Source organism: Paenibacillus sp. BR1-192, from assembly GCF_029542445.1.
GTDB classification, from domain to species: domain Bacteria; phylum Bacillota; class Bacilli; order Paenibacillales; family Paenibacillaceae; genus Paenibacillus_AQ; species Paenibacillus_AQ lautus_A.
In genome coordinates this window covers 4674202-4695173 of the sequence record NZ_CP120718.1, presented here as the reverse complement: position 1 = coordinate 4695173, position 20972 = coordinate 4674202, and the positions used below count along the sequence as shown (strand labels likewise).

Genomic DNA, 20972 nt, shown 5'->3' with positions numbered 1-20972 from the left:
GTAATTGATTAGAAAGAGGAGGAGCACGTATGTCCAATCCCGTACAGCAGCAGGCACAGTCCGCTTTGTTACCAATAGAACTCGCCGCCATGGCGTGCCAATCGATCATGGAAACGTATTTGCCCGAGCAGCTTCCGCCTGCAGGCAGGTGGCATTACCATCAGGGCGTATTTTTGGTTGGGTTGTCTCAATTGTGGAAATTTAACGGGGACGCCAAGTTTTTGAATTATATCAAAGGCTATGTTGATCATCTGGTGGACGCTAACGGCAACCTGCTGCTGGAGCGGGGGAGCTGGATTCCGTTCAAGCGGGCCTGCTCCTGATGGAATTGGATGCTGTGTTTCCCGAATACCGCTACAGGGCCGCAGCAGATAAACTGCTCCGCTTGCTGTCCACGCTGAACCGGACCACTGAAGGCGGCTATTGGCATAAGGACCGGTATCCATACCAGATGTGGCTGGACGGACTGTATATGGGCGGCGTATTTACGATGAACTATGCGAGACAGTATAACGAGCCGCATTTATTTGACGAGGTATTGTTCCAGGAGAAGCTGATGCGCTCCCATACCAAGGATGAGGCTACCGGTTTGTATTATCATGCTTGGGACGAGAGCCGAACGATGCCCTGGGCGGATCCGGTCAGCGGGCAATCTCCGGAATTTTGGGGACGCGCCATAGGCTGGTATGCGCTGTCGCTTGTCGAGTTCCTCGATTTACTGCCTGGGCATCATTCGGCGAGGGAAGAGCTGGCTGCCGCGCTACGTGAATTAAGCGAAGCGCTGGTGCGTTATCAGGATCCGGCTACCGGTCTGTGGCATCAGGTTGTGGACAAAGGGGGCGGGAGGACAATTGGCTCGAAACCTCCTGCTCCAGTCTTTTCACCTATACCTTGGCAAAAGGAGTCCGTCTGGGTTATCTGGATCCTTCTTTTATGACGTATGCAAGACAGGGATATCAAGGCCTGGTCCAATCCGTATATCGCAATGACAAGGGACATTTGGTCATGCCCCACATCTGCATCGGCACGGGAGTAGGCGATTACAAGCATTATGTGGAAAGGCAGCAATGCGAAAATGACCTTCATGGCGTCGGAGCGTTGGTCATGGCGTGCGTAGAGCTAGGCAGAAGCGACGGATGAAAGCGTGTTTGAACGCTGCAACTGATACAGAACATTTAAGGAGCTGTTCCCTCATAGGAGCAGCTCTCTTTGCGCTTATAGGATCTTCTGCGCTCATGCCGTCCTCAGGGAATAGGTGCATAGGATATTGGCAGGCTTGTCATAATAACGGTAGCGAGGCTTGTTAAACCACAAGAGAAAGGTAGAGCGCAGCATGAAAAACTCAAGAATCTGGATTCTGATCAGCATTGCGATACTGTTATCTGCCGTCGTCTTCGCCCAGGGAAGGCTGAAAGCGGATCACAGTTCGAGTCTACAGGAAGCTTTGCCGACCTTTAGCCAGCAGACCATCAAATTCGGTTCCACCGGCGAAGACGTGTATGAGCTGCAAGGGCGACTGAAGCACCTAGGCTTTTATCACGGCAAAATCGACAGCGTGTTCGGTTCCAAGACCCAAGGCGCCGTCAAGTGGTTCCAATCCGAGTTCGGCATGAAGGTGGACGGCATCGTGGGGCCGAAGGTCAAACTGAAACTGTATAACGCCACCAAGGATTTCCGTCCGATCGCTCCGAAGCTTCATGAAGGCGGAGGTGCAGCGGCCGGTGCTGGCGGAAACGGCGGCGGTACTAATCAAGGAAATAACAACTTAGCCTCATCGAATACTATGGGCCTGTCCGACAATGATTTGAGAATCATGGCGAATGCCGTTTACGGCGAAGCGCGCGGAGAGCCGTTTGAAGGACAGGTCGCCGTAGCGGCCGTTATTCTCAACCGGGTGAAATCGCCAAGCTTCCCGAACACGCCGCATGGGGTTATATTCGAGCCGAGAGCATTTACCGCGGTCGCTGACGGCCAAATATGGCTGGAGCCGAACGCCCAGGCTCGAAAAGCGGTGGAGCAGGCGCTGAACGGCTGGGATCCTACAGGAGGATGCTTGTACTACTTCAATCCGAAAACAGCCACCTCGCCATGGATTTGGACGCGTCCTCAAGTCAAAACCATCGGTCAACATATCTTCTGTATGTAGCTCAACCAACGGCAACCGGGGCCTGTCTTCGGTTGCTTCTTCACTTTGCGATGGGTTAGAATGTAAGTTATCTATGAAGTAAATTATGGCAACGACAATCCATGATGTAAGGGGATATGGACCTTGACGAAAACGGAATTTGAACACGGTACTGCCGGAGGGATACGGATTCACGTGTTGCCGACAAACCGATTCAAGACATTTGCGATATCGCTTTACGCCGGAAGCCCGTTAGCGGAGGAAACCGTAACCTCGACCGCGCTTACGCCTTTTGTACTGCGCAGAGGGACGGTTTCTTACCCGGAAACCAGAGCATTCCGCGAGCAGCTGGAGCAGCTGTACGGCGCCGGGTTTGGCTTTGACGTGTATAAGCGCGGCGATTATCAGATCGTGCACTTCCGCATGGACACGATCAATGACTCTTTTGTTAAGAGCCCTGAGAGCCTGCTCCGCTCCTCATTTGCTTTTCTGGGCGAGGCATTCACCCAGCCTGTGCTGGAGAATGGCGCATTCCGCAAATCTTACGTGCAGACCGAGCGCGACACGGTCCGCAAGAAGCTGGAGTCTATCGTAAACGATAAGATCCGTTATGCCGCCGAGCGCTGCATTGAGGTTATGTGCAAGAACGAGCCGTACCGATTGCATCCGCTCGGAGAGCGGAAGGACCTTGACGGCATCACGCCGGAGGGCTTGTATGAATCTTATCAGAAATGGCTCCAAGAGTCCGTTTTGGATTTGTACGTGGTTGGCGATACGAGTCTGGATGAGGTGAAGACGCTTGTCGAGGAGCATTTTAAACTGAATCGGACGGAAAGCAGGGATTATGTTCCTTCTATCACGCGGAGGGCCGCTAACGAGACGCAGACGGTCGTGGAGAAGCTGGACATCAATCAAGGCAAACTCAACATGGGCCTTCGAAGCACGATTACGTACGGAGATGATGAATATGCCGCTGCGCTCCTGTATAACGGGATTTTGGGAGGGTATCCGCATTCGAAGCTGTTTGTTAACGTGAGGGAGAAGGAAAGCCTGGCGTATTACGCTTCCTCCCGATATGACGGTCATAAAGGGATTGCTACCATCCAGTCCGGGATCGAGGTACAAAATTTCGAGAAGGCGGTCGACATCATTCGCCAACAGCTCGATGACATGGCCAAGGGTGCCATCTCGGACATCGAAATGACCCAGACGAAAGCCATGATCCGCAACGTGATCAAAGAAATGCAGGATTCGGCCTTCGAGATGATTGCGTATGATTTTAACCGCACGCTGTCGGGACGGGAACGTACGCCGGATGAGCTGCTGAAGCAGGTCGAGGGCATTGCAGTGGACGATGTGAAGCAGGCGGCTTCGGCATTTTCCCTGGATACGATCTATTTCCTGAAAGGTCAAAAGGAGGAATAGCCGGTGGAGAGCATTCATTATGACAACCTGCAGGAAATGCTGTATTACGAAGTGATGGATAACGGTTTGCACGTGTATGTGCTGCCTAAACCCGGCTTCCAGAAAACCTATGCGACCTTCGCAACCAAGTACGGTTCGGTCGATAACCATTTCAAGGTCCAAGGCGAGTCCGAGACCCGGGTTCCGGACGGAATTGCGCATTTTCTCGAGCACAAAATGTTTGAGGAGCCGGAAGGCGACATTTTTGCCAAGTTTGCTTCCAATGGCGCCTCTGCGAACGCCTTTACCAGTTTTGATCAGACCGTGTACCTCTTCTCGGCCACGGAGAACATTCATGAAAATTTGGAGACGCTGATCGATTTCGTGCAGAATCCATATTTTACCGACCAGAACGTGGAGAAGGAAAAAGGGATCATCGGCCAGGAAATCAACATGTATCAAGACAACCCGGATTGGCGCGTGTACTTCGGACTGATCGAAGCGATGTATAAGGTGCATCCGGTGCATATCGACATCGCCGGCACGGTGGAATCCATCGGGACGATTACGAAAGAAGATCTGTATACGTGCTACAATGCGTTCTATCACCCGAGCAACATGCTGCTGTTCGTGGTGGGCGGCGTCGATCCCGAGGAAACGATGAACCTGATCCGATCGAACCAAGCCCGAAAATCGTACGACAAACAAGGTTCCATTGAGCGTTTATTCGATCCGGAACCGCAGGGGGTCGAAGAGAAGCGGAGGGAGAGCCGCTTGGCCGTATCGCTGCCGAAATGCCTGTTCGGCTTCAAGGAGAAGCAGGTGGGTTTATCGGCCGATGAGCAGCTGCGCCGCGACCTGACGACCAAGCTGATGATGGATCTCCTGTTTGGCTCCAGTACGGAGTTGTATCAGAAGCTGTACGATGAGGATTTGATCTCCGACAGCTTCGGTCATGAATATAACAGCTCGCCCCAGTATGCGTTCTCCGCGGTTGGCGGGGACACGAAGGATCCGGATCAACTGCTGGAGCGCATCCGTACCGAGGTGGATAAGCTAAAGGCATCCGGATTCCAAGCCTCGGACTTTGAACGGGCCCGCAAGAAGAAAATGGGCGGATACTTGCGCATGCTCAATTCCCCGGAAAACATTGCCCATGAATTTACTCGCTATCAGTTCCGCGGCGCCGATTTCTTCAACGTTTTGCCGGTTTATGAATCCATCACCCTGGAGGATGTCAACCGCCGCCTGCAGGAGCATGTCGATTGGAACCAGCTGGCTGTATCGATCGTCGTGAGTCCGTAATGAAGCAAGGCATGGGAAGAGAATTGAAGCCGATCGGGGAAATGACGGTATTGATTACGGGTGCAAGCAGAGGCATAGGGGCGGCTGTCGCCGAACGCTTTGCCTCGGTCCGCATGAATGTGGTCATCCACTACATGAATTCGCACGAAGCGGCCAACGAAGTAGCCCGCCGCTGCATGGCTTATGGAGCCAAGGTATTAACCGTATCCGCCGACCTGCGCGACAAAGAGCAGATATTACGGATGAAAGAGAAACTGCAGAGTCATGGTATGGAGCCGGATATTCTGGTTAACAACGCGGGCGTGTCCCATTACGGGCTTTTGTCCGACGTGACGGAAGAGCAGTGGGATACTTTGATGTCCATTAACCTGCGCGGGATGTTTCTGTGTTCCCAGGCTTTTATGGGGCGCATGGTTTCCCAGCGCTTTGGCAGGATCATCAATGTATCCTCGATCTGGGGGTTATCCGGAGCCTCCTGCGAGGTATTGTATTCGACAAGCAAAGGCGGCGTTAACGCCTTTACGAAGGCCCTCGCGAAGGAGCTTGCCCCGTCAGGCGTAACGGTGAACGCCGTGGCGCCCGGTGCGGTCGATACGTCCATGCTGGGGCATCTGGAGTCGGATGAAATTCGCATGCTGGAGGATGAAATTCCGGTCGGCCGATTGGCGCAGCCGGATGAGATTTCGTCGCTGGTGTATTTTTTGGCGCTGCCCGAGTCGGGCTACATTACCGGGCAAGTGATCAGCCCGAACGGAGGATGGGTGACCTAGATCTCGTTCGTGGTGCAATTCACCACTCATAAGGTATTGGTTACGGGGACATATTACTATTGTTACTTTAAATCTGAATTGCCACCACGCAAAAGGAGGATTTAATTCATGTCATCCGTAATCAAAAACTTTGATTCCTGGAAGAAATTCCTGGGCGAGCGCGTCGTTCAAGCCGAGAAAGCGGGCATGAGTGAAGACACCATTTCCCAGCTGGCTTATGAGATCGGTGATTTCCTCGATGAGAAGGTTGATCCGCAAAACTCATCCAACCGGGCATTGAAAGAATTGTGGGATGTAGGTAACGAGGAAGAACGCCACGTTATCGCGCGTCTGATGGTGAAATTGGCCAAGAACAACGCATAATCCATTAACAAAAAGCCCCCCGACAATGGGGGCTTTTTGTCAAGAAAAAAGAATGTAATTTTCATGTCACCGTTAATACTTGCCTTTCATTTTTATTTTATATATCATTAACGTGACCCATTTTTCATTTGACCTGTTTTTGCGTGCAATTTTCGCTGGAATTTGTCGAATATTGATGGAAAAGAAGTGCAAAGAGGTGTCTTTGTGGAATCGAATCAATGGTACATGGAATATAAGATACATAAGAACCGGCCCGGTTTGCTCGGTGACATTGCATCCGTGCTGGGCATGCTCGAAGTGAACATACTGACCATTAACGGCGTGGAAGGCCAAACCCGCGGAATGCTGCTCGAGACGGATGACGAAGAAAAAATTGTTCTGATGGGTAAAATGTTAAACAAAATGAAAAATATTACGGTATCAGCCTTGAGGCCCCCGAAACTGGTGGATATTCTGGCTGTCCGTCATGGACGATATATCGACCGGGACTCGGATGATCGTAAAACGTTTCGTTTTACGCGTGATGAGCTCGGTTTACTTGTTGATTTTTTGGGTGAATTGTTCAAAAGGGAAGGTAATCAGGTCATCGGCCTCCGCGGGATGCCACGCGTGGGCAAAACCGAGTCCATTATCGCCGGCAGCGTCTGCGCGATGAAGCGCTGGACCTTCGTTTCCTCTACGCTGCTCCGTCAAACCATTCGCAGTCAACTCTCCGAGGACGAGATGAATACGAACAACATTTTTATCATTGACGGCATTGTGAGCACGATCCGATCCAATGAACGCCACTATCAGCTCCTGCAGGATATCATGGGAATGGAGAGCACGAAGGTGATCGAGCATCCCGATATCTTTGTTCGCGAATCCGAATATTCCTACGATGATTTCGACATTATCATCGAATTGCGAAACAATCCGGAAGAGGAAATCGTTTATGATACGTTCACGGGCTCTTATAGTGACGATTTGTAATATTTTTGTTTGACTTTGACCACGAAATTCTAAAGTAGGAGGTGATGGCATGTCCGAACTGGGACAGCAATTAAGGGAGGCGCGTCTGCAAAAAGGGATGAGCCTTGATGATGTGCAGGAAATGACTAAAATACGCAAGCGATACTTGGAAGCCATCGAGGCAGGGGATTACAAAGTACTTCCCGGCAGTTTTTACGTGCGGGCATTCATCAAAACCTATGCGGAAGCGGTGGGGATCGACCCGGACGAACTGCTTGAAGGGCACAAACAGGATGTGCCTAAATCCGAACCGGAAGCGACCATGGAGCCGGTTATTCAAAAGCGCGCCAGCAGACCGACAGCCGAACGGAACATGAAATGGCTGCCTACGCTGCTGATGTGGACGTTCCCGATCCTGATCGTTGTTGTCATATATTTGGTGGCCATCAATTCGAATGAGCCTAAGGACGAACCGCCGGTCAGCAACAATGATCAGACGCAGACCGATCAGGCGCAGAACCCGCAAACTCCGGATAACACGGATTCCGGGACGCCAGGCGACGGAGCGCAGGGCGGCGACAATGTTCCGGACGGCACGGTTAACGAAGGCACGGACGGAGAAGGAACTGACACCCCGGACGGAACAGAAGGCACAGACGGAACGGACATCGATGAACCGGGTGATTCAACGCCTGGAACGGCTACGGTGACGCAGGACCGGACGGAAGGCAAGAACACCGTATTTAAGGTATCGGGCTCGTCCGTGAAGGTTGAGATTGTGGCCACGAGCGAAGGCAAGAGCTGGGTCGAGGTATACCGCGGCAACAATACTTCCGGGGAGAAGCTGGCTTTCCAAATGCTCGAGAACGGTGCTTCGCTGAGCTTTGACATGGACAGCCAGGGACTCTTCGTGAAATCGGGGAATTCCGCTGCAACGACCATTACGGTTGGCGGCCAGCCCGTAACGGATGGCAAGTCCACGTCGCGCATCGTGCTGGAGCCGGCCGATGGTTCCGCAAGCACCATGGATAACGCGGGTACCGGGGATACATCAGATACATCGGATACCACCGACTTCGAATAATTGCCTGTCCTCCAGGTCATCATAACAGCATGCAGCTGCATGCTGTTATTTCACTTCCCGAAAGAGGTGATGCTCTGTGACGGTCAATTGGATTGTATTCGGATTAGGCGTTATCGTCAGCCTCTTGGGCTATTATTTGATTCCGAGCAGCTGGGGGTATGGCATATTAGGCTTTGGGCTGGCACATATTTTACTCGGCATACTGAGTATGTTCCGCCGTCCGGTGCATGATGAGAAAGCTAGCAGTTGAGGGAGCGGGCTTCGTTTTCGCCGGATGATGTTGGCGATAAGCGGAGTCTTTTTCGTTCCTGATCCATCGCGGATTCCTTACAGGATTAGACTTGTCTCTCGGTTTTACCTATAATAGAAGCATTATCGCCAAATGAAAGGAAGGATTCACCATGGCTTCAGAAAGCTCATTTGATATCGTATCCAAAATGGATATGCAGGAACTTACCAATGCGGTTAATCAAGCGGAGCGCGAGATCGAAAACCGTTTTGACTTCAAGGGCAGCAAGAGCAGCTTGAAGCTGGACAAGGACGCGCTGGTCATTGCCTCCGATGACGAGTACAAACTCAACGCCGTTATCGATATTTTGCAGACCAAGATGGTGAAGCGGGGCTTGTCGCTTAAAAATGTGGAGTACGGTAAGATCGAGCCGGCTTCCATGGGTACCGTCCGTCAGCGTCTGACCTTGAAGCAGGGAATCGACCAGGAGAATTCCAAAAAGATCAATATTTTGATCCGTGATTCCAAGCTGAAGGTCAAGAGCCAGATTCAAGGCGACCAGATTCGGGTAACCGGAAAAAGCAAGGATGATCTTCAGCAGATCATGCAGCTGCTTCGCAAAGCGGACCTTTCCTTGGATCTGCAATTCACCAATTTTAAATAAACGCTCCTCTCCCTCCAAGCAATAAGGGGTGGGCTCGGCTGGTTTGTTTCTTTTGACAGGGCGTCAACGGAAATATTATACTAAAAAACGATATATAAGGATTAACGTATACATAGATTACTGGGGGATGAAAATGACAGACAGCGATGCACGCTTCAAACCCTTTAGGCTCTTGGGAAGAGCGACCCTGATGACATGCAGAAGGATAACCGCTGCAGGGTCTGCCGAGTTAACAAGACAACCCGTTGCAAGGGAGGTTGCCCCATGAATTTACCCAATCGTATCACGTTGGCCCGCATTTGCTTGATCCCTGTCATGATGATTTTCCTGCTGGTGGATTTTGATTTTTATCCGGATCCCATTGTGTGGAATGATTTTGTCCTGCCCTATAACCAATTGATTGCGGCACTGATATTCATACTTGCTGCAAGCACGGACGGCATTGACGGGTATCTGGCCCGGAAAAACAATATGGTGACGAATCTGGGTAAACTTCTGGATCCGCTGGCGGACAAACTGCTGGTTGCGGCCATACTCATATCGCTTGTAGAGATGGGAAAATGCGAATCCTGGATTGCTGTTGTCATCATAAGCAGGGAATTTGCGGTGACTGGCTTGAGACAAATTGCGCTTCTGGAAGGTTCGGTAGTCGCAGCAGGTCAATCCGGAAAAATCAAGACGGTGATTCAGATCGTGGCGATTGTCGCGCTTCTGATCAACAATTTCCCGTTTGTATTTTTGGGGATTCCGTTTGATGTCATTGCGATCTGGGCTGCCGCGCTGATTACGATCTATTCGGGAATCGAATATTTTGTCCAGAACAGGCACCTTCTCAAAGGTACCGGGGCATAACGGCAATAGGAGCCATCCTATTGCTTTTTTCTTCCGCCGGGTAAGGAATAACGAAGGCAGCTACTAACGAAGAGATAGAAGATACGGGAGGATCGATGAATCATGAAAGCAGAAATCATTGCAGTTGGAACAGAACTTCTCCTCGGACAGATCGTGAATACCAACGCACAGTATTTGTCCAGACAGCTTGCTTCAATGGGGATCGACGTGTACTATCAAACCGTTGTCGGGGACAACCTGGAGAGGCTCAAGGAGGCCTTGCGACTGTCCAGCAGCAGAGCCGATATTGTACTCCTGTCCGGCGGTCTCGGTCCCACGCAGGACGATCTGACGAAGGATGCGCTGGCTTCCTTTCTAAATCGTTCCTTGCATATCGACCGGATGGCCATGGACCGGATTGAACGCTTCTTTCATGAGCGGGGATCCGTCATGACCGAGAACAATCGGCGCCAGGCTCTCGCCATCGAGGGAGGCACCCCGCTTCCGAACGAGACAGGCCTGGCCGTCGGGAACGCGGTATCCTATGAAGGCACTCATTATATCGTTTTGCCGGGGCCGCCCAAAGAATTGATGCCGATGTTTGAGCAGGAGGCCAAGCCTTGGCTTCTGCAGCATGTGCTCACGGATGAGCTTACCATCTATTCGAAGATGCTCAAATTCGCGGGCATCGGGGAGTCCGCGCTGGATCAGCGCCTGGAGGACCTGATTACGGCCCAGACCGATCCGACGATTGCTTTGTATGCCAAGGATGGGGAGGTCACCGTCCGCATCTCCACGAAGGCCTCCAGCGAGTCTGAGGCGATGGTCCGGCTGAATGAACTCGAAGCCAGGATCCGGGAGAGAGGGCCTGAATTTATGTATGCCAACGAGGATGTGCCCATCGAAAAGGTCATCGTGGACATGATGGCAGATCGAAGCTGGACCCTGAGCGCGGCGGAGAGCTGCACGGGAGGACTTGTAGCGGAGACCCTGACCTCCATTCCCGGAAGCGCATCGATGTTTCTTGGGGGGATCATCTGTTACACCAACCAGATCAAGGAGAAGCTTGTGCATATCCCGCATGCGCTGCTGGAGGGGGACGATGCGCCGGGGGCCGTCAGTGCGGAGGTTGCAGAAGCGCTTGCGGATCATGTCCGGATGGTAACCGACAGCGACTTCGGTTTGTCGGTGACAGGCGTGGCAGGTCCGGGTTACGCGGAACGCAAGCCTATAGGGCTGGTCTACATCGGATTGTCCCAAAGGGGCAAAGAAACGGAAGTGCATGAGCTGAACCTCCAAGGCAACCGCGAAACGATCCGGCTCCGCGCAACCAAGGCGCTGCTATACCGGCTTTGGCAGCGTCTCGTAGCCTCTGAGCAGGCTTAGGCTTCGTGGCCAAAGGCGACCGGGTATTTGGAAAAGTAAAAAATTTACACCTTGCTAAATAGCTGTTCTTGAATTCAGGAACCGTTCCAAGTATAATGGGAAATACGGAAGAACCGTGGCATATCGATTGATGTTGCCACGGTTCTTGTTCTTTATACATAGGGTTCGGAGCATGAACGGGAAGGGGAGCTGAATAAAAAAAACGAATGTATGTTCGAAAAAAAGCTTGGCAAACGTGTCAAAACAAGGTATGATAAGACTATCAACAGTGAAGGGTTGTGGAACAATTGTCAGATCGTCGTGCTGCGCTGGAAATGGCGCTTCGCCAGATAGAGAAACAGTTCGGAAAAGGTTCCATCATGAAACTGGGTGAATCCACCCATATGCAGGTAGAGATTGTGCCAAGCGGATCGTTGGCATTGGATATAGCTTTAGGAACCGGCGGCTTGCCTAGAGGCCGGATTATTGAAGTGTACGGACCGGAATCCTCCGGTAAAACAACAGTAGCCCTGCATGCTATCGCAGAGGTTCAGAAGGCTGGCGGACAAGCTGCATTTATTGATGCCGAGCATGCTCTGGATCCATCCTATGCAAACAAATTGGGCGTTAACATTGATGAATTGCTGCTCTCCCAACCGGATACGGGCGAGCAAGCGCTGGAAATTGCGGAAGCTCTGGTACGGAGCGGCGCCGTCGATGTCATCGTTATTGACTCGGTCGCCGCGCTTGTACCGAAAGCCGAGATCGAAGGCGACATGGGTGATTCCCACGTGGGTCTGCAAGCCCGTCTGATGTCCCAGGCTCTTCGTAAATTGTCGGGTGCCATCAATAAGTCGAAAACGATTGCCATCTTTATCAACCAGCTTCGCGAGAAGGTTGGCGTTATGTTCGGTAACCCTGAAACAACCCCAGGCGGACGTGCTCTGAAGTTCTATTCCACGGTTCGTTTGGACGTGCGTCGAATTGAGAGCATCAAAATGGGCAACGATGTGGTGGGTAACCGCACACGGATTAAGGTTGTTAAGAACAAGGTAGCTCCACCTTTCAAACAGGCCGAGCTTGATATTATGTACGGCGAAGGCATCTCTAGAGAGGGAAGCCTGATCGATATCGGTACGGAACTGGATATCGTGGATAAGAGCGGAGCATGGTATTCTTATGCCGGTGACCGTCTTGGTCAAGGCCGCGAGAATGCAAAGCAGTTCTTGAAGGAGAATCCGGAGATCGCCAGCGTGATCGAGAACAAGATCCGTGAAGCGAGTAACCTGACGACCGTTGTTCCTGAGGCTTCCGATAAGGAGAAGGAACAAGAGGAATTGGAAGAGCAAGAGTTGTTTAAGGTAGAGTAATAAATCGCTGGTTAACGATGACAGTGTTGGGACCGTCCGGTGTGGGTAACGCCAGACGGTCTTCTTTGCATTTATTTCTGCCGAATCATCGGTCTTGACGATGTGTCGGGAAGCGTGCAGCAGTGAAGGGAGCGTCGTATGGATATAGGTCGTATGGATATAGGTCGTATGGATATAGAGAATAAAGAAATGTCTGGGCAGGCGGAATCCTCGGGAATTGGACATTTTCCGGAAGACGAGGATCTGATCATAACCTCTGTCGAAATGCTGAAAAAGCCCAAACACCGGTATCAAATCGCGTTCGGTCCGTACCTCATGACCGTTCATGAAGACGTGATGCTTAAATATCGCATGTTAAAGGGAAATGTTTTTCGCAAGGAAGAGCTGCAGGAGATTGTCGTGGCAGATGAGCGGCAGCGAGCTTACGTGGAAGCGCTGAATCATTTGGCTCGGAAACCTAGGACGACTCAGGAGATCACGCAGCGTTTGCAGCAAAAGGGGTTCGAGCCCGGCAGCGTGGAGACGACGCTGGAACGCCTCGAGAAGGACAAGCTGGTGGATGACGCGCTGTACGCTAAGATGTGGGCAGAGCAGCGCATGACCAGCCATAAGAAGGGACGGCTGTGGGTTAAGCAGGAGCTGAGGCAGAAGGGAATCGGCACCGAGCTGATTTCGGAGGCTTTGGGCGAGATCAGCGCAGAATCGGAGTTGGAGAGCTGCCTGGCCGTGGGACGAAAAAAATGGCAGCAAACCCAGGGGGAGCTGCTGGATCGCAAACGTAAAACCGGAGCATATTTAATGCGTAGGGGGTTTGGGGGAGAGCCTGTGCGCCAGGCACTCAAACTTCTGATCGAAGAGGAGCAGGAGAAAGGCGAATGGGACGAAGAGCCGTATGATTTTGAATAAAGCACAAGCAGTTGTGCATTTTTTCGCTAAAGAAATGGTTTCGCTGGATGAAACTGACGTTTACCCATTGCTTTCCCTTGACAATATCTTTTTATAAATACTAAAATAAATATGAATCTTTTTATCATAAATTAGAATCCTTTTTCCTTCCAAAAAAGTGACTACTTTGTGAAAGATTCTTAAATCGCCAATTCATAGTGAAATGTATTCCGCTGGCTAAGGCGGGATTTGCGTACGATCATTACGGCGTGCGCAGTATGGACGGCAGCTTCCACTGCCGGAAAATTTTATGTATGAATGAGTAACCTGACAATTGCACATTTTCCCAAGGAATGCCTTGGAGGAAACAACGAGGAGGTGAACAGATGGAAACTTGGATCTGGATCATAATCGTTCTCGCTGTAGCCGCTATATTCTTTGGGTTCGGTTATTTTATTCGCAAATCCCTTGCAGAAGCTAAAATTTCCAGTGCCGAGCATGCCGCTTTGCAGATCGTCGAAAGTGCGAAGAAGGAAGCAGAAGCATTGAAGAAAGAAACGGTTCTCGAAGCTAAAGACGAAGTTCATAAAATCAGAGCCGAAGCTGAAAAAGACACTCGCGAGCGCCGGAATGAAATTCAACGGCAGGAGCGCAGATTGTTGCAAAAGGAAGAGTCGCTGGATAAAAAAATAGAATCTTTGGAACGTAAAGAAGAACAAGTGGCGAACAAAGAGAAACGAATAGAGGAAACCCAGCAGCAAATCGATGCAATTTACAAGAAGCAAACGACAGAACTGGAGCGCATCTCCAACCTGACGATGGAGGATGCCCGCAGCATCATTCTCAGCAATGTCGAGCAAGAAGTTCGTCATGAAACCGCTCAGATGATCAAAGAAATCGAGCAGCAGGCGAAGGAAGAAGCAGATAAGAAATCACGCGAGATCATCACGCTGGCTATTCAACGCTGTGCGGCTGATCACGTAGCTGAGACCACGGTTTCTGTTGTCACCTTGCCGAACGAAGAAATGAAAGGCCGGATTATCGGACGTGAAGGCCGAAACATTCGTGCGCTTGAGACCCTTACAGGGATTGACCTTATTATCGATGATACTCCGGAAGCTGTCATTCTGTCCGGATTTGATCCGATTCGCCGTGAAATTGCCCGTACGGCTTTGGAAAAGCTCGTGGCGGACGGACGGATTCATCCGGCTCGTATCGAAGAAATGGTGGAGAAATCCCGCAAGGAAGTGGACGAACGCATTCGCGAGTATGGGGAACAAGCCACTTTCGAGGTTGGCGTACACGGTTTGCATCCGGATTTGATCAAAATTTTGGGTCGACTGAAATTCCGTACGAGCTATGGACAAAATGTGTTGAAACACTCCATGGAAGTGGCCTATTTGACTGGCCTGATGGCCGGCGAACTGGGCGAAGACATCGTGCTTGCGAAACGGGCAGGACTGTTGCATGACATCGGTAAAGCGCTGGATCATGAAGTGGAAGGATCGCACGTTGAAATCGGCGTGGAGCTGGCGAAGAAGTATAAGGAACATCCGGTGGTTATCAACAGCATTGCCTCCCATCACGGTGATTGCGAAGCAACTTCGGTTATCGCCATGCTGGTGGGCGCAGCCGACGCATTGTCCGCTGCCAGACCGGGGGCACGCAGAGAGACGCTTGAGACGTACATCCGTCGTCTTGAGAAGCTCGAGGAAATTTCCGAATCCTTTGAAGGCGTTGAGAAATCCTACGCCATTCAAGCAGGACGTGAAGTTCGCGTCATGGTACAGCCGGAAAAAATCGACGATGCCGAAGCATTCCGCTTGGCACGCGACATTACCAAAACGATTGAAAATGAACTGGATTATCCGGGTCATATTAAAGTCACCGTTATCCGGGAAACCCGTGCGGTCGATTACGCGAAATAGAGTTTGGACCTTAAAAAGTGGCCGCATTCCGGCCACTTTTTATCTTTAAGATATCCGAAAATACATATCGGACTATCCATGAATCGGGAACCGACCTGCCTGGGATCAAGTCAGGACAGGACAGGCTCCCCTGAAGGAGTGATTGACATCAAAGTATTATTCATCGGAGACATTGTCGGCAGCACAGGACGCAAGGCGCTGAAAGCTTCCCTTCCGGAGCTGAAGTCCAAATATAATCCGCACATCATTATTGCCAATGGGGAGAACGCGGCTTCAGGACGCGGCATCACCTCGGCCATCGCCAATGAATTTTTCAATTGGGGCATTCATGGCATCACCTTGGGAAACCACACGTGGGATAACAAGGATATATTTGAATTCATCGACGACGAACCCCGCATGGTTCGCCCGGCGAACTTTCCGCCCGGCACGCCCGGCCGCGGATACACCGTCATTAAAGCAAACGGCAAACAGCTGGCGATCGTGAATCTGCAGGGACGGACATTCCTGCCAGCCATCGATTGCCCGTTCCGGGCCGCCGATGACATCGTGGATACACTGCGCCAGAAGCACAAATGCATCCTTGTGGATTTTCATGCTGAAGCGACCTCGGAGAAAATTGCCATGGGATGGCATCTGGAAGGCCGTGCCTCGATGGTGGTCGGCACGCACACCCACGTGCAGAGCAATGACGATACCATACTCCCGGGAGGAACGGCATACATTACGGATACCGGCATGGTGGGCTCCAAGGAAGGCATCCTCGGCATGCAGCGCGATGCGGTCATGTATAAATTCAAGACCCAGCTTCCTGCCCGTTTCCAGGTCGACGAAGGCAAATGGCAGTTCCACGCCGTATGCGTGGACATGGATGAGGAGACGGGAAAAGCCCGGAAGATCCAAAAAATCCGCATGTACGAAGATGAATGGCGGATGGATTAAAAACGTCAAAATCCGTTTAATTAAATTAGGTACGGATGGTAAAAAGCAGGAATTTTTTCTCCTCTCACGAATAACATCTAGTAAGCGGAAGCAAACCATCACTCAACATTCCCAGGGGAGGTACTTACCATGGAAGTATTAAAAGTTTCAGCAAAATCCAATCCTAATTCGGTTGCAGGGGCGCTCGCTGGAGTTCTTCGGGAGCGGGGCGGAGCGGAACTGCAAGCGATTGGGGCGGGAGCACTGAACCAGGCCATTAAAGCGGTAGCGATTGCCCGGGGATTTGTAGCACCGAGCGGGGTGGATTTGATATGCATCCCTGCTTTTACGGATATTGTGATTGATGGCGAAGACCGGACGGCAATTAAATTGATCGTGGAACCTAGATAAATTTCGAATGTTGAGGATGAGCCTGTTTACTCTGCTTAGCGTAAACAGGCTTTTTGCTGTGACAGGTCAGAAGGGGGATGAGCGGCACGATGCGGACGGTTGATTTTCACTGCGATGTTTTGAGCAAAATGTGGGAAGATCCCAAAGCCTCTTTTGTGGACGGCCCGCATTTGGATGTAACGATGCAGCGTTTGGAGCACGGGGATCTGGCGCTTCAGGTATTCGCTGTGTTCTTGTCGGAGAAATTCGGGAGGCCCTCCTTTGAGCGCGTGCTGGCCCAATTGGATGTATTCCGAAGCCGCATCGTGAACGCGGGTCATCTGAAGCCCCTGCTCTGGCGGGAACAAGTCCGGGAGATGAGACAACGCAAAACGGAGCGGTACGGCGTCCTGTCGCTGGAAGGCGTTGACGGGCTGGAGGGCAATCTGTATTACGTTCAGCTTTTATTTGATATGGGCGTACGATTGATGGGAGTTACCTGGAATTATGCCAACTGGGCAGCGGATGGCGTGCTGGAGCAGCGAAACGGCGGGTTTACGGAACGGGGACGTCAGCTGATCGAGCAATGTCATAGAACAGGCATCATTCTGGATGTGTCCCATCTGTCCCAGGCCGGTTTCTGGGAACTGGCGGAGCTGACTCAGCGGCCCGTCATTGCTTCGCATTCCAATGCCTACTCCATTTGCCCGCATCCCCGGAATTTGAGCGATGAACAGATACGGGCACTGATAGCGTTAAACGGCATGATCGGCATCACGTTTGTGCCCTGGTTTATCCGCAGCGGTGTCCAGCGCGTGACGCCGGAGGACGTCCTGCCGCACATCGAGAAGATTTGTGAGCTGGGCGGAGAGAAGCACATCATGTTCGGGTCGGATTTCGACGGAATCGATCAGTGGATCGAAGGGCTGGAGCATCCGGGCCGGTATCCGGATTTTCAGGAGCTGCTGCTCAAGTTTTATCCCGAATCGACGGTCAAGGGCTGGATGTCGGATAATCCGCTGCGTTTTCTTGAACAGCATTTGCCTGCATCCCCGGTTCAAGAAGATGAACATGACGCATAACATCCTGGATTCGAGGATAACTATGACAATCCTGTTGCAGATCGCGCAAGAAACCAAAGAAGGCGGCCTGAAACACGCGGGTTGCCTTTTTTATTTTTGGGTAATAGAGAGTATAATAGGTGATGGCATGTACAGCATATAGAGAAAAACAAGGAGTGAGACAGATGAGTAAAACTGTACCCGTGGGTGTATCCGCCCGCCATATTCATTTAACCCAAGAGCATATTGAGGCATTGTTCGGCCCTGGATATCAACTTACAGAGTTCAAACCTTTGTCCCAGCCAGGACAATTCGCGGCCAACGAAACGGTAGCGGTCATTGGAACGAAGGGACAATTCGATAAAGTAAGAATATTGGGACCTGCGCGTCCTGCAACCCAACTGGAAATTTCACGTACGGATTCTTTTACCATCGGCGTGAAAGCACCCGTGCGCGAATCCGGAAACATTGCCGGAACCCCGGGAATCACGATTAAAGGCCCGGCAGGTGAAGTAACGGTGGACGAAGGTGTCATCGTGGCCGCTCGTCATATTCACTTCCATACATCCGATGCGGAGCAGTGGGGCATCAAGGACAAGGACCTGCTCAAAGTGCGCCTAGGCGGCGAACGCGGCCTCGTGCTGGAGAACGTCATTGCCCGCGTATCCGACAATTTTGCGCTCGACATGCACATCGACACCGATGAGGCCAACGCAGCCGGCGCCAAAACCGGAGACACTGCTGAAATTATTGATTAATCCGCGGCTTTAGAAAGCCATAAGAACATACTGTATGTGTCACGCATGCGCAGCTTTTACAAGTTCGCAGTCAAGAAGAGCCTGGATCGATTCATCGATGCCAGGCTCTTTTTTGGAAATTCCAAGTTTACGGGCGGCGTGCTGCCGAACATGCGGAGAAGAAAATCAACGGCCAAGGAACGCTCTAATAGCACCAGGGTGGTAGCTTAGGCATAAAGATCATGATATAATTTAAAACAGTGCCTATTAAGCAATATTGTCATGTAAACCAGAGATTTTGCGGATCTAAGGAGTGACCTAGCATGTCCAAAGAAAGTAAGGACTACTCCAAGTATTTTGATTTTTCAGGAGCCAAAGTTCTCTCGGAAGACGAACACGGGAAGAGAATTCGCATCAACGGCCGGGAAATCAACATTCTTTCGGAGCCTAATCATAGACAGGAAAAACAACGCGGCAAACAGAGTGTCGAAGTCCTGTACGATACCGAGCTGCCTGAGGAGTTCCGAAGCATCGGGGCTGGCAAGCATTACATCGTGTATACGTACGGATGCCAGATGAATGAGCATGATTCCGAGACGATTAAGGGATTGCTGGAGCAGATGGGCTACCGGGCAACCGAGGATCGCAAGCAGGCGGACATCATTTTGCTCAACACATGTGCCATTCGTGAGAATGCGGAGGACAAGGTGTTTGGCGAACTCGGCCACCTGAAGCATCTGAAGACGGAAAAGCCGGATATGCTGCTTGGGGTTTGCGGCTGCATGTCGCAGGAAGAATCGGTGGTGAATCGAATTCTCCAAAAGCACGGCTTCGTGGATCTGATCTTCGGCACGCATAACGTACATCGTCTGCCTCACTTGATTCAGGAAGCGCTCTTCAGCAAGGAAATGGTGGTTGAAGTGTGGTCCAAGGAAGGCGACATTGTCGAGAATCTTCCGAAGAAAAGAGAAGGTCTCCGCGGCTGGGTCAACATTATGTACGGCTGTGATAAATTCTGTACATACTGCATCGTCCCTTACACCCGCGGCAAGGAACGCAGCCGGCGTCCGGAGGACGTCATTGCCGAGGTTCGCGAATTGGCCCGTCAAGGGTATAAGGAAATTACGCTGCTCGGTCAAAACGTGAATGCGTACGGCAAAGATTTTGAAGATATCCAGTATCGCTTCGGCGATCTGATGGATGATATTCACAAAATCGATATCCCGCGCGTTCGCTTCACGACATCCCATCCAAGAGACTTCGACGATCATCTGATCGAGGTGCTGGCGAAGGGCGGCAACCTGGTGGAGCATATTCATCTGCCGGTGCAGTCGGGAAGCTCGCAAGTGCTCAAGAAAATGAGCCGGAAATATACCCGCGAGACGTATTTGGAACTGGCCCATAAGATTAAGAAGGCGATTCCCAATGTTGCGTTCACCACCGACATCATTGTCGGTTTTCCCGGCGAAACCGATGAGCAGTTTGAGGAGACGCTGTCCCTGGTACGGGAAGTAGGTTATGACTCTGCGTATACCTTTATTTATTCTCCGCGCGAAGGAACGCCAGCAGCTGTGATGGAGGATAACGTGCCGATGGAGGTTAAGAGCGAGCGTCTGCAGCGCTTGAACGCCGCCATTAATGAATACAGCCGCAAGAGCAACGACAGGCTGCTTGGATCTACCGTGGAGGTCCTGGTAGAAGGAGTCAGCAAGAACAATGATTCCATGCTGTCCGGACGCACGCGCACGAACAAGCTGGTGCATTTTGAAGGCTCAACGGAACTCGTAGGCAGCTTCGTGAATGTACGGATCACGGATACGAAGACCTGGTATATCAAAGGGGATATGATCCCGGACGCGATTCCTGCCTCAGATGCGGTATAATGGAGGGGCAAGAAGCATGCCAATGCAGCATAGACCGTTACCGCAATGGATCCATGCCTGCATATACCCATATAGATGATGAAGAATTGGAGCGATGAACCTTGGCACATGATCATGTTCGTACCAACACCTACGGTATGTCCACTTACAATACGCGTGAATTGATTATACGCGACGATATTCTGGCGAAAGCCGGCGAGCTGGCGAATTTAATATCCACAAGCGAAGAAGTTCAGATGTTTAAGCAAGCGGAAGAGAAGATCCAGAATCACGAACGGGTCCAAAACCTGATCAAAACCATTAAGAAAAAGCAAAAAGAAATCGTAGCTTTTGAAACGTTCCAGAACAAGGACATGGTAGCAAAAATCGAACGCGAGATCGAAGAGCTGCAGGAGGAGATCGACAGCATTCCGCTCGTGATGGAGTTCCAGCAAAGTCAGAGCGACATTAATTATCTCCTTCAGCTGGTCGTGTCCGTGATTCACGATACCGTTTCGGAAAAAGTGAACGTGGAAACAGGCAAAGATACGCCGCCAAGCAGCTGCGGATAGAGGAAACGAGGTGCGGAATGGTTCCGCACCTTTTCTGTTCTTGTTAACATGCACAGAATGAGGATGGATAGGGCATAGTAAACTTATATAGAGATTGGGCTAGGAAATCCTTGACATCGTTTTTAAATATGTCATAATGAAATTATCAAATTAAT

The 20972-nt window shown here is 51.1% G+C and carries 20 protein-coding genes and 1 pseudogene; all 21 read left to right on the top strand.

Features of this window, described 5'->3' with window-relative positions; genetic code table 11:
* The first annotated feature begins 29 nt into the window (after positions 1-29).
* The 21 genes and pseudogenes from P0X86_RS20970 (at position 30) to P0X86_RS20870 (ending at position 20817) form a co-directional block, all read left to right on the top strand.
* A pseudogene (locus P0X86_RS20970) lies at positions 30-1140 on the top strand (glycoside hydrolase family 88/105 protein).
* A 193-nt stretch (positions 1141-1333) separates the two neighbouring features.
* Entirely contained in the window at positions 1334-2146 is an 813-nt protein-coding gene (gene sleB, locus P0X86_RS20965) for a spore cortex-lytic enzyme (RefSeq protein WP_277746379.1), read from the top strand.
* A 123-nt stretch (positions 2147-2269) separates the two neighbouring features.
* Entirely contained in the window at positions 2270-3550 is a 1281-nt protein-coding gene (gene yfmF, locus P0X86_RS20960) for an EF-P 5-aminopentanol modification-associated protein YfmF (protein WP_096774486.1), read from the top strand.
* Positions 3551-3553: 3 nt separating this feature from the next.
* Positions 3554-4834: an EF-P 5-aminopentanol modification-associated protein YfmH gene (gene yfmH / locus P0X86_RS20955; RefSeq protein WP_277746378.1), complete on the top strand. Its 1281-nt coding sequence runs from the start codon at positions 3554-3556 to the stop codon at positions 4832-4834.
* Positions 4834-5604 (top strand): elongation factor P 5-aminopentanone reductase, encoded by a 771-nt coding sequence (gene ymfI / locus P0X86_RS20950; RefSeq protein WP_036659259.1) that lies wholly within the window; start codon positions 4834-4836, stop codon positions 5602-5604. The genes yfmH and ymfI overlap by 1 nt, the downstream gene beginning before the upstream one ends.
* Positions 5605-5712: 108 nt before the next feature.
* On the top strand, positions 5713-5967 hold the full coding sequence (locus tag P0X86_RS20945; protein ID WP_009589302.1) for a DUF3243 domain-containing protein: 255 nt from the start codon (positions 5713-5715) through the stop codon (positions 5965-5967).
* 204 nt (positions 5968-6171) lie between these two features.
* Positions 6172-6939 carry a DUF3388 domain-containing protein gene (locus P0X86_RS20940; RefSeq protein ID WP_009589314.1) on the top strand — a complete coding sequence of 256 codons (768 nt, stop codon included), beginning with the start codon at positions 6172-6174 and terminating at the stop codon, positions 6937-6939.
* 49 nt (positions 6940-6988) lie between these two features.
* On the top strand, positions 6989-8002 hold the full coding sequence (locus P0X86_RS20935) for a helix-turn-helix domain-containing protein (protein WP_277746377.1): 1014 nt from the start codon (positions 6989-6991) through the stop codon (positions 8000-8002).
* Positions 8003-8078: 76 nt separating this feature from the next.
* On the top strand, positions 8079-8252 hold the full coding sequence (locus P0X86_RS20930; RefSeq protein ID WP_277746376.1) for a hypothetical protein: 174 nt from the start codon (positions 8079-8081) through the stop codon (positions 8250-8252).
* A gap of 151 nt (positions 8253-8403) precedes the next feature.
* On the top strand, positions 8404-8895 hold the full coding sequence (locus P0X86_RS20925; protein ID WP_009589306.1) for a YajQ family cyclic di-GMP-binding protein: 492 nt from the start codon (positions 8404-8406) through the stop codon (positions 8893-8895).
* 264 nt (positions 8896-9159) lie between these two features.
* The gene (pgsA, locus tag P0X86_RS20920; RefSeq protein ID WP_009589313.1) at positions 9160-9747 is read left to right on the top strand and encodes a CDP-diacylglycerol--glycerol-3-phosphate 3-phosphatidyltransferase; all 588 of its coding nucleotides are present in this window, start codon (positions 9160-9162) and stop codon (positions 9745-9747) included.
* A 102-nt stretch (positions 9748-9849) separates the two neighbouring features.
* Positions 9850-11112 (top strand): competence/damage-inducible protein A, encoded by a 1263-nt coding sequence (locus tag P0X86_RS20915; protein WP_277746375.1) that lies wholly within the window; start codon positions 9850-9852, stop codon positions 11110-11112.
* A gap of 287 nt (positions 11113-11399) precedes the next feature.
* Positions 11400-12461: a recombinase RecA gene (gene recA, locus P0X86_RS20910; RefSeq protein WP_277746374.1), complete on the top strand. Its 1062-nt coding sequence runs from the start codon at positions 11400-11402 to the stop codon at positions 12459-12461.
* 168 nt (positions 12462-12629) lie between these two features.
* Positions 12630-13367, top strand: coding sequence for a regulatory protein RecX (locus P0X86_RS20905; RefSeq protein WP_277746373.1), 738 nt, complete (start codon positions 12630-12632; stop codon positions 13365-13367).
* Between the two features lie 365 nt (positions 13368-13732).
* On the top strand, positions 13733-15274 hold the full coding sequence (gene rny / locus P0X86_RS20900) for a ribonuclease Y (RefSeq protein ID WP_009589303.1): 1542 nt from the start codon (positions 13733-13735) through the stop codon (positions 15272-15274).
* Between the two features lie 147 nt (positions 15275-15421).
* Positions 15422-16216, top strand: coding sequence for a TIGR00282 family metallophosphoesterase (locus P0X86_RS20895; RefSeq protein ID WP_176502442.1), 795 nt, complete (start codon positions 15422-15424; stop codon positions 16214-16216).
* Between the two features lie 129 nt (positions 16217-16345).
* Positions 16346-16606 carry a stage V sporulation protein S gene (locus P0X86_RS20890; protein WP_006211249.1) on the top strand — a complete coding sequence of 87 codons (261 nt, stop codon included), beginning with the start codon at positions 16346-16348 and terminating at the stop codon, positions 16604-16606.
* Positions 16607-16695: 89 nt separating this feature from the next.
* Positions 16696-17667, top strand: a complete 972-nt coding sequence (locus tag P0X86_RS20885) for a dipeptidase (RefSeq protein ID WP_213579175.1) — start codon at positions 16696-16698, stop codon at positions 17665-17667.
* A 164-nt stretch (positions 17668-17831) separates the two neighbouring features.
* On the top strand, positions 17832-18404 hold the full coding sequence (gene pduL, locus P0X86_RS20880; protein ID WP_277746372.1) for a phosphate propanoyltransferase: 573 nt from the start codon (positions 17832-17834) through the stop codon (positions 18402-18404).
* A 302-nt stretch (positions 18405-18706) separates the two neighbouring features.
* The gene (miaB, locus tag P0X86_RS20875; protein ID WP_015736274.1) at positions 18707-20266 is read left to right on the top strand and encodes a tRNA (N6-isopentenyl adenosine(37)-C2)-methylthiotransferase MiaB; all 1560 of its coding nucleotides are present in this window, start codon (positions 18707-18709) and stop codon (positions 20264-20266) included.
* A gap of 101 nt (positions 20267-20367) precedes the next feature.
* Complete coding sequence (locus P0X86_RS20870) at positions 20368-20817, top strand: YlbF/YmcA family competence regulator (RefSeq protein WP_015736273.1); 450 nt, start codon at positions 20368-20370, stop codon at positions 20815-20817.
* The last annotated feature ends 155 nt before the right edge of the window (positions 20818-20972 follow it).

Bases quoted from the DNA above. Each gene is read 5' to 3' on its own strand.
- P0X86_RS20890 (WP_006211249.1), top strand. From the start codon at position 16,346: ATGGAAGTATTAAAAGTTTCAGCAAAATCCAATCCTAATTCGGTTGCA.
- rny (WP_009589303.1), top strand. From the start codon at position 13,733: ATGGAAACTTGGATCTGGATCATAATCGTTCTCGCTGTAGCCGCTATA.
- P0X86_RS20905 (WP_277746373.1), top strand. From the start codon at position 12,630: ATGGATATAGAGAATAAAGAAATGTCTGGGCAGGCGGAATCCTCGGGA.
- pduL (WP_277746372.1), top strand. From the start codon at position 17,832: ATGAGTAAAACTGTACCCGTGGGTGTATCCGCCCGCCATATTCATTTA.
- P0X86_RS20945 (WP_009589302.1), top strand. From the start codon at position 5,713: ATGTCATCCGTAATCAAAAACTTTGATTCCTGGAAGAAATTCCTGGGC.
- miaB (WP_015736274.1), top strand. From the start codon at position 18,707: ATGTCCAAAGAAAGTAAGGACTACTCCAAGTATTTTGATTTTTCAGGA.
- P0X86_RS20885 (WP_213579175.1), top strand. From the start codon at position 16,696: ATGCGGACGGTTGATTTTCACTGCGATGTTTTGAGCAAAATGTGGGAA.
- P0X86_RS20915 (WP_277746375.1), top strand. From the start codon at position 9,850: ATGAAAGCAGAAATCATTGCAGTTGGAACAGAACTTCTCCTCGGACAG.
- P0X86_RS20925 (WP_009589306.1), top strand. From the start codon at position 8,404: ATGGCTTCAGAAAGCTCATTTGATATCGTATCCAAAATGGATATGCAG.
- sleB (WP_277746379.1), top strand. From the start codon at position 1,334: ATGAAAAACTCAAGAATCTGGATTCTGATCAGCATTGCGATACTGTTA.
- P0X86_RS20935 (WP_277746377.1), top strand. From the start codon at position 6,989: ATGTCCGAACTGGGACAGCAATTAAGGGAGGCGCGTCTGCAAAAAGGG.
- pgsA (WP_009589313.1), top strand. From the start codon at position 9,160: ATGAATTTACCCAATCGTATCACGTTGGCCCGCATTTGCTTGATCCCT.
- ymfI (WP_036659259.1), top strand. From the start codon at position 4,834: ATGAAGCAAGGCATGGGAAGAGAATTGAAGCCGATCGGGGAAATGACG.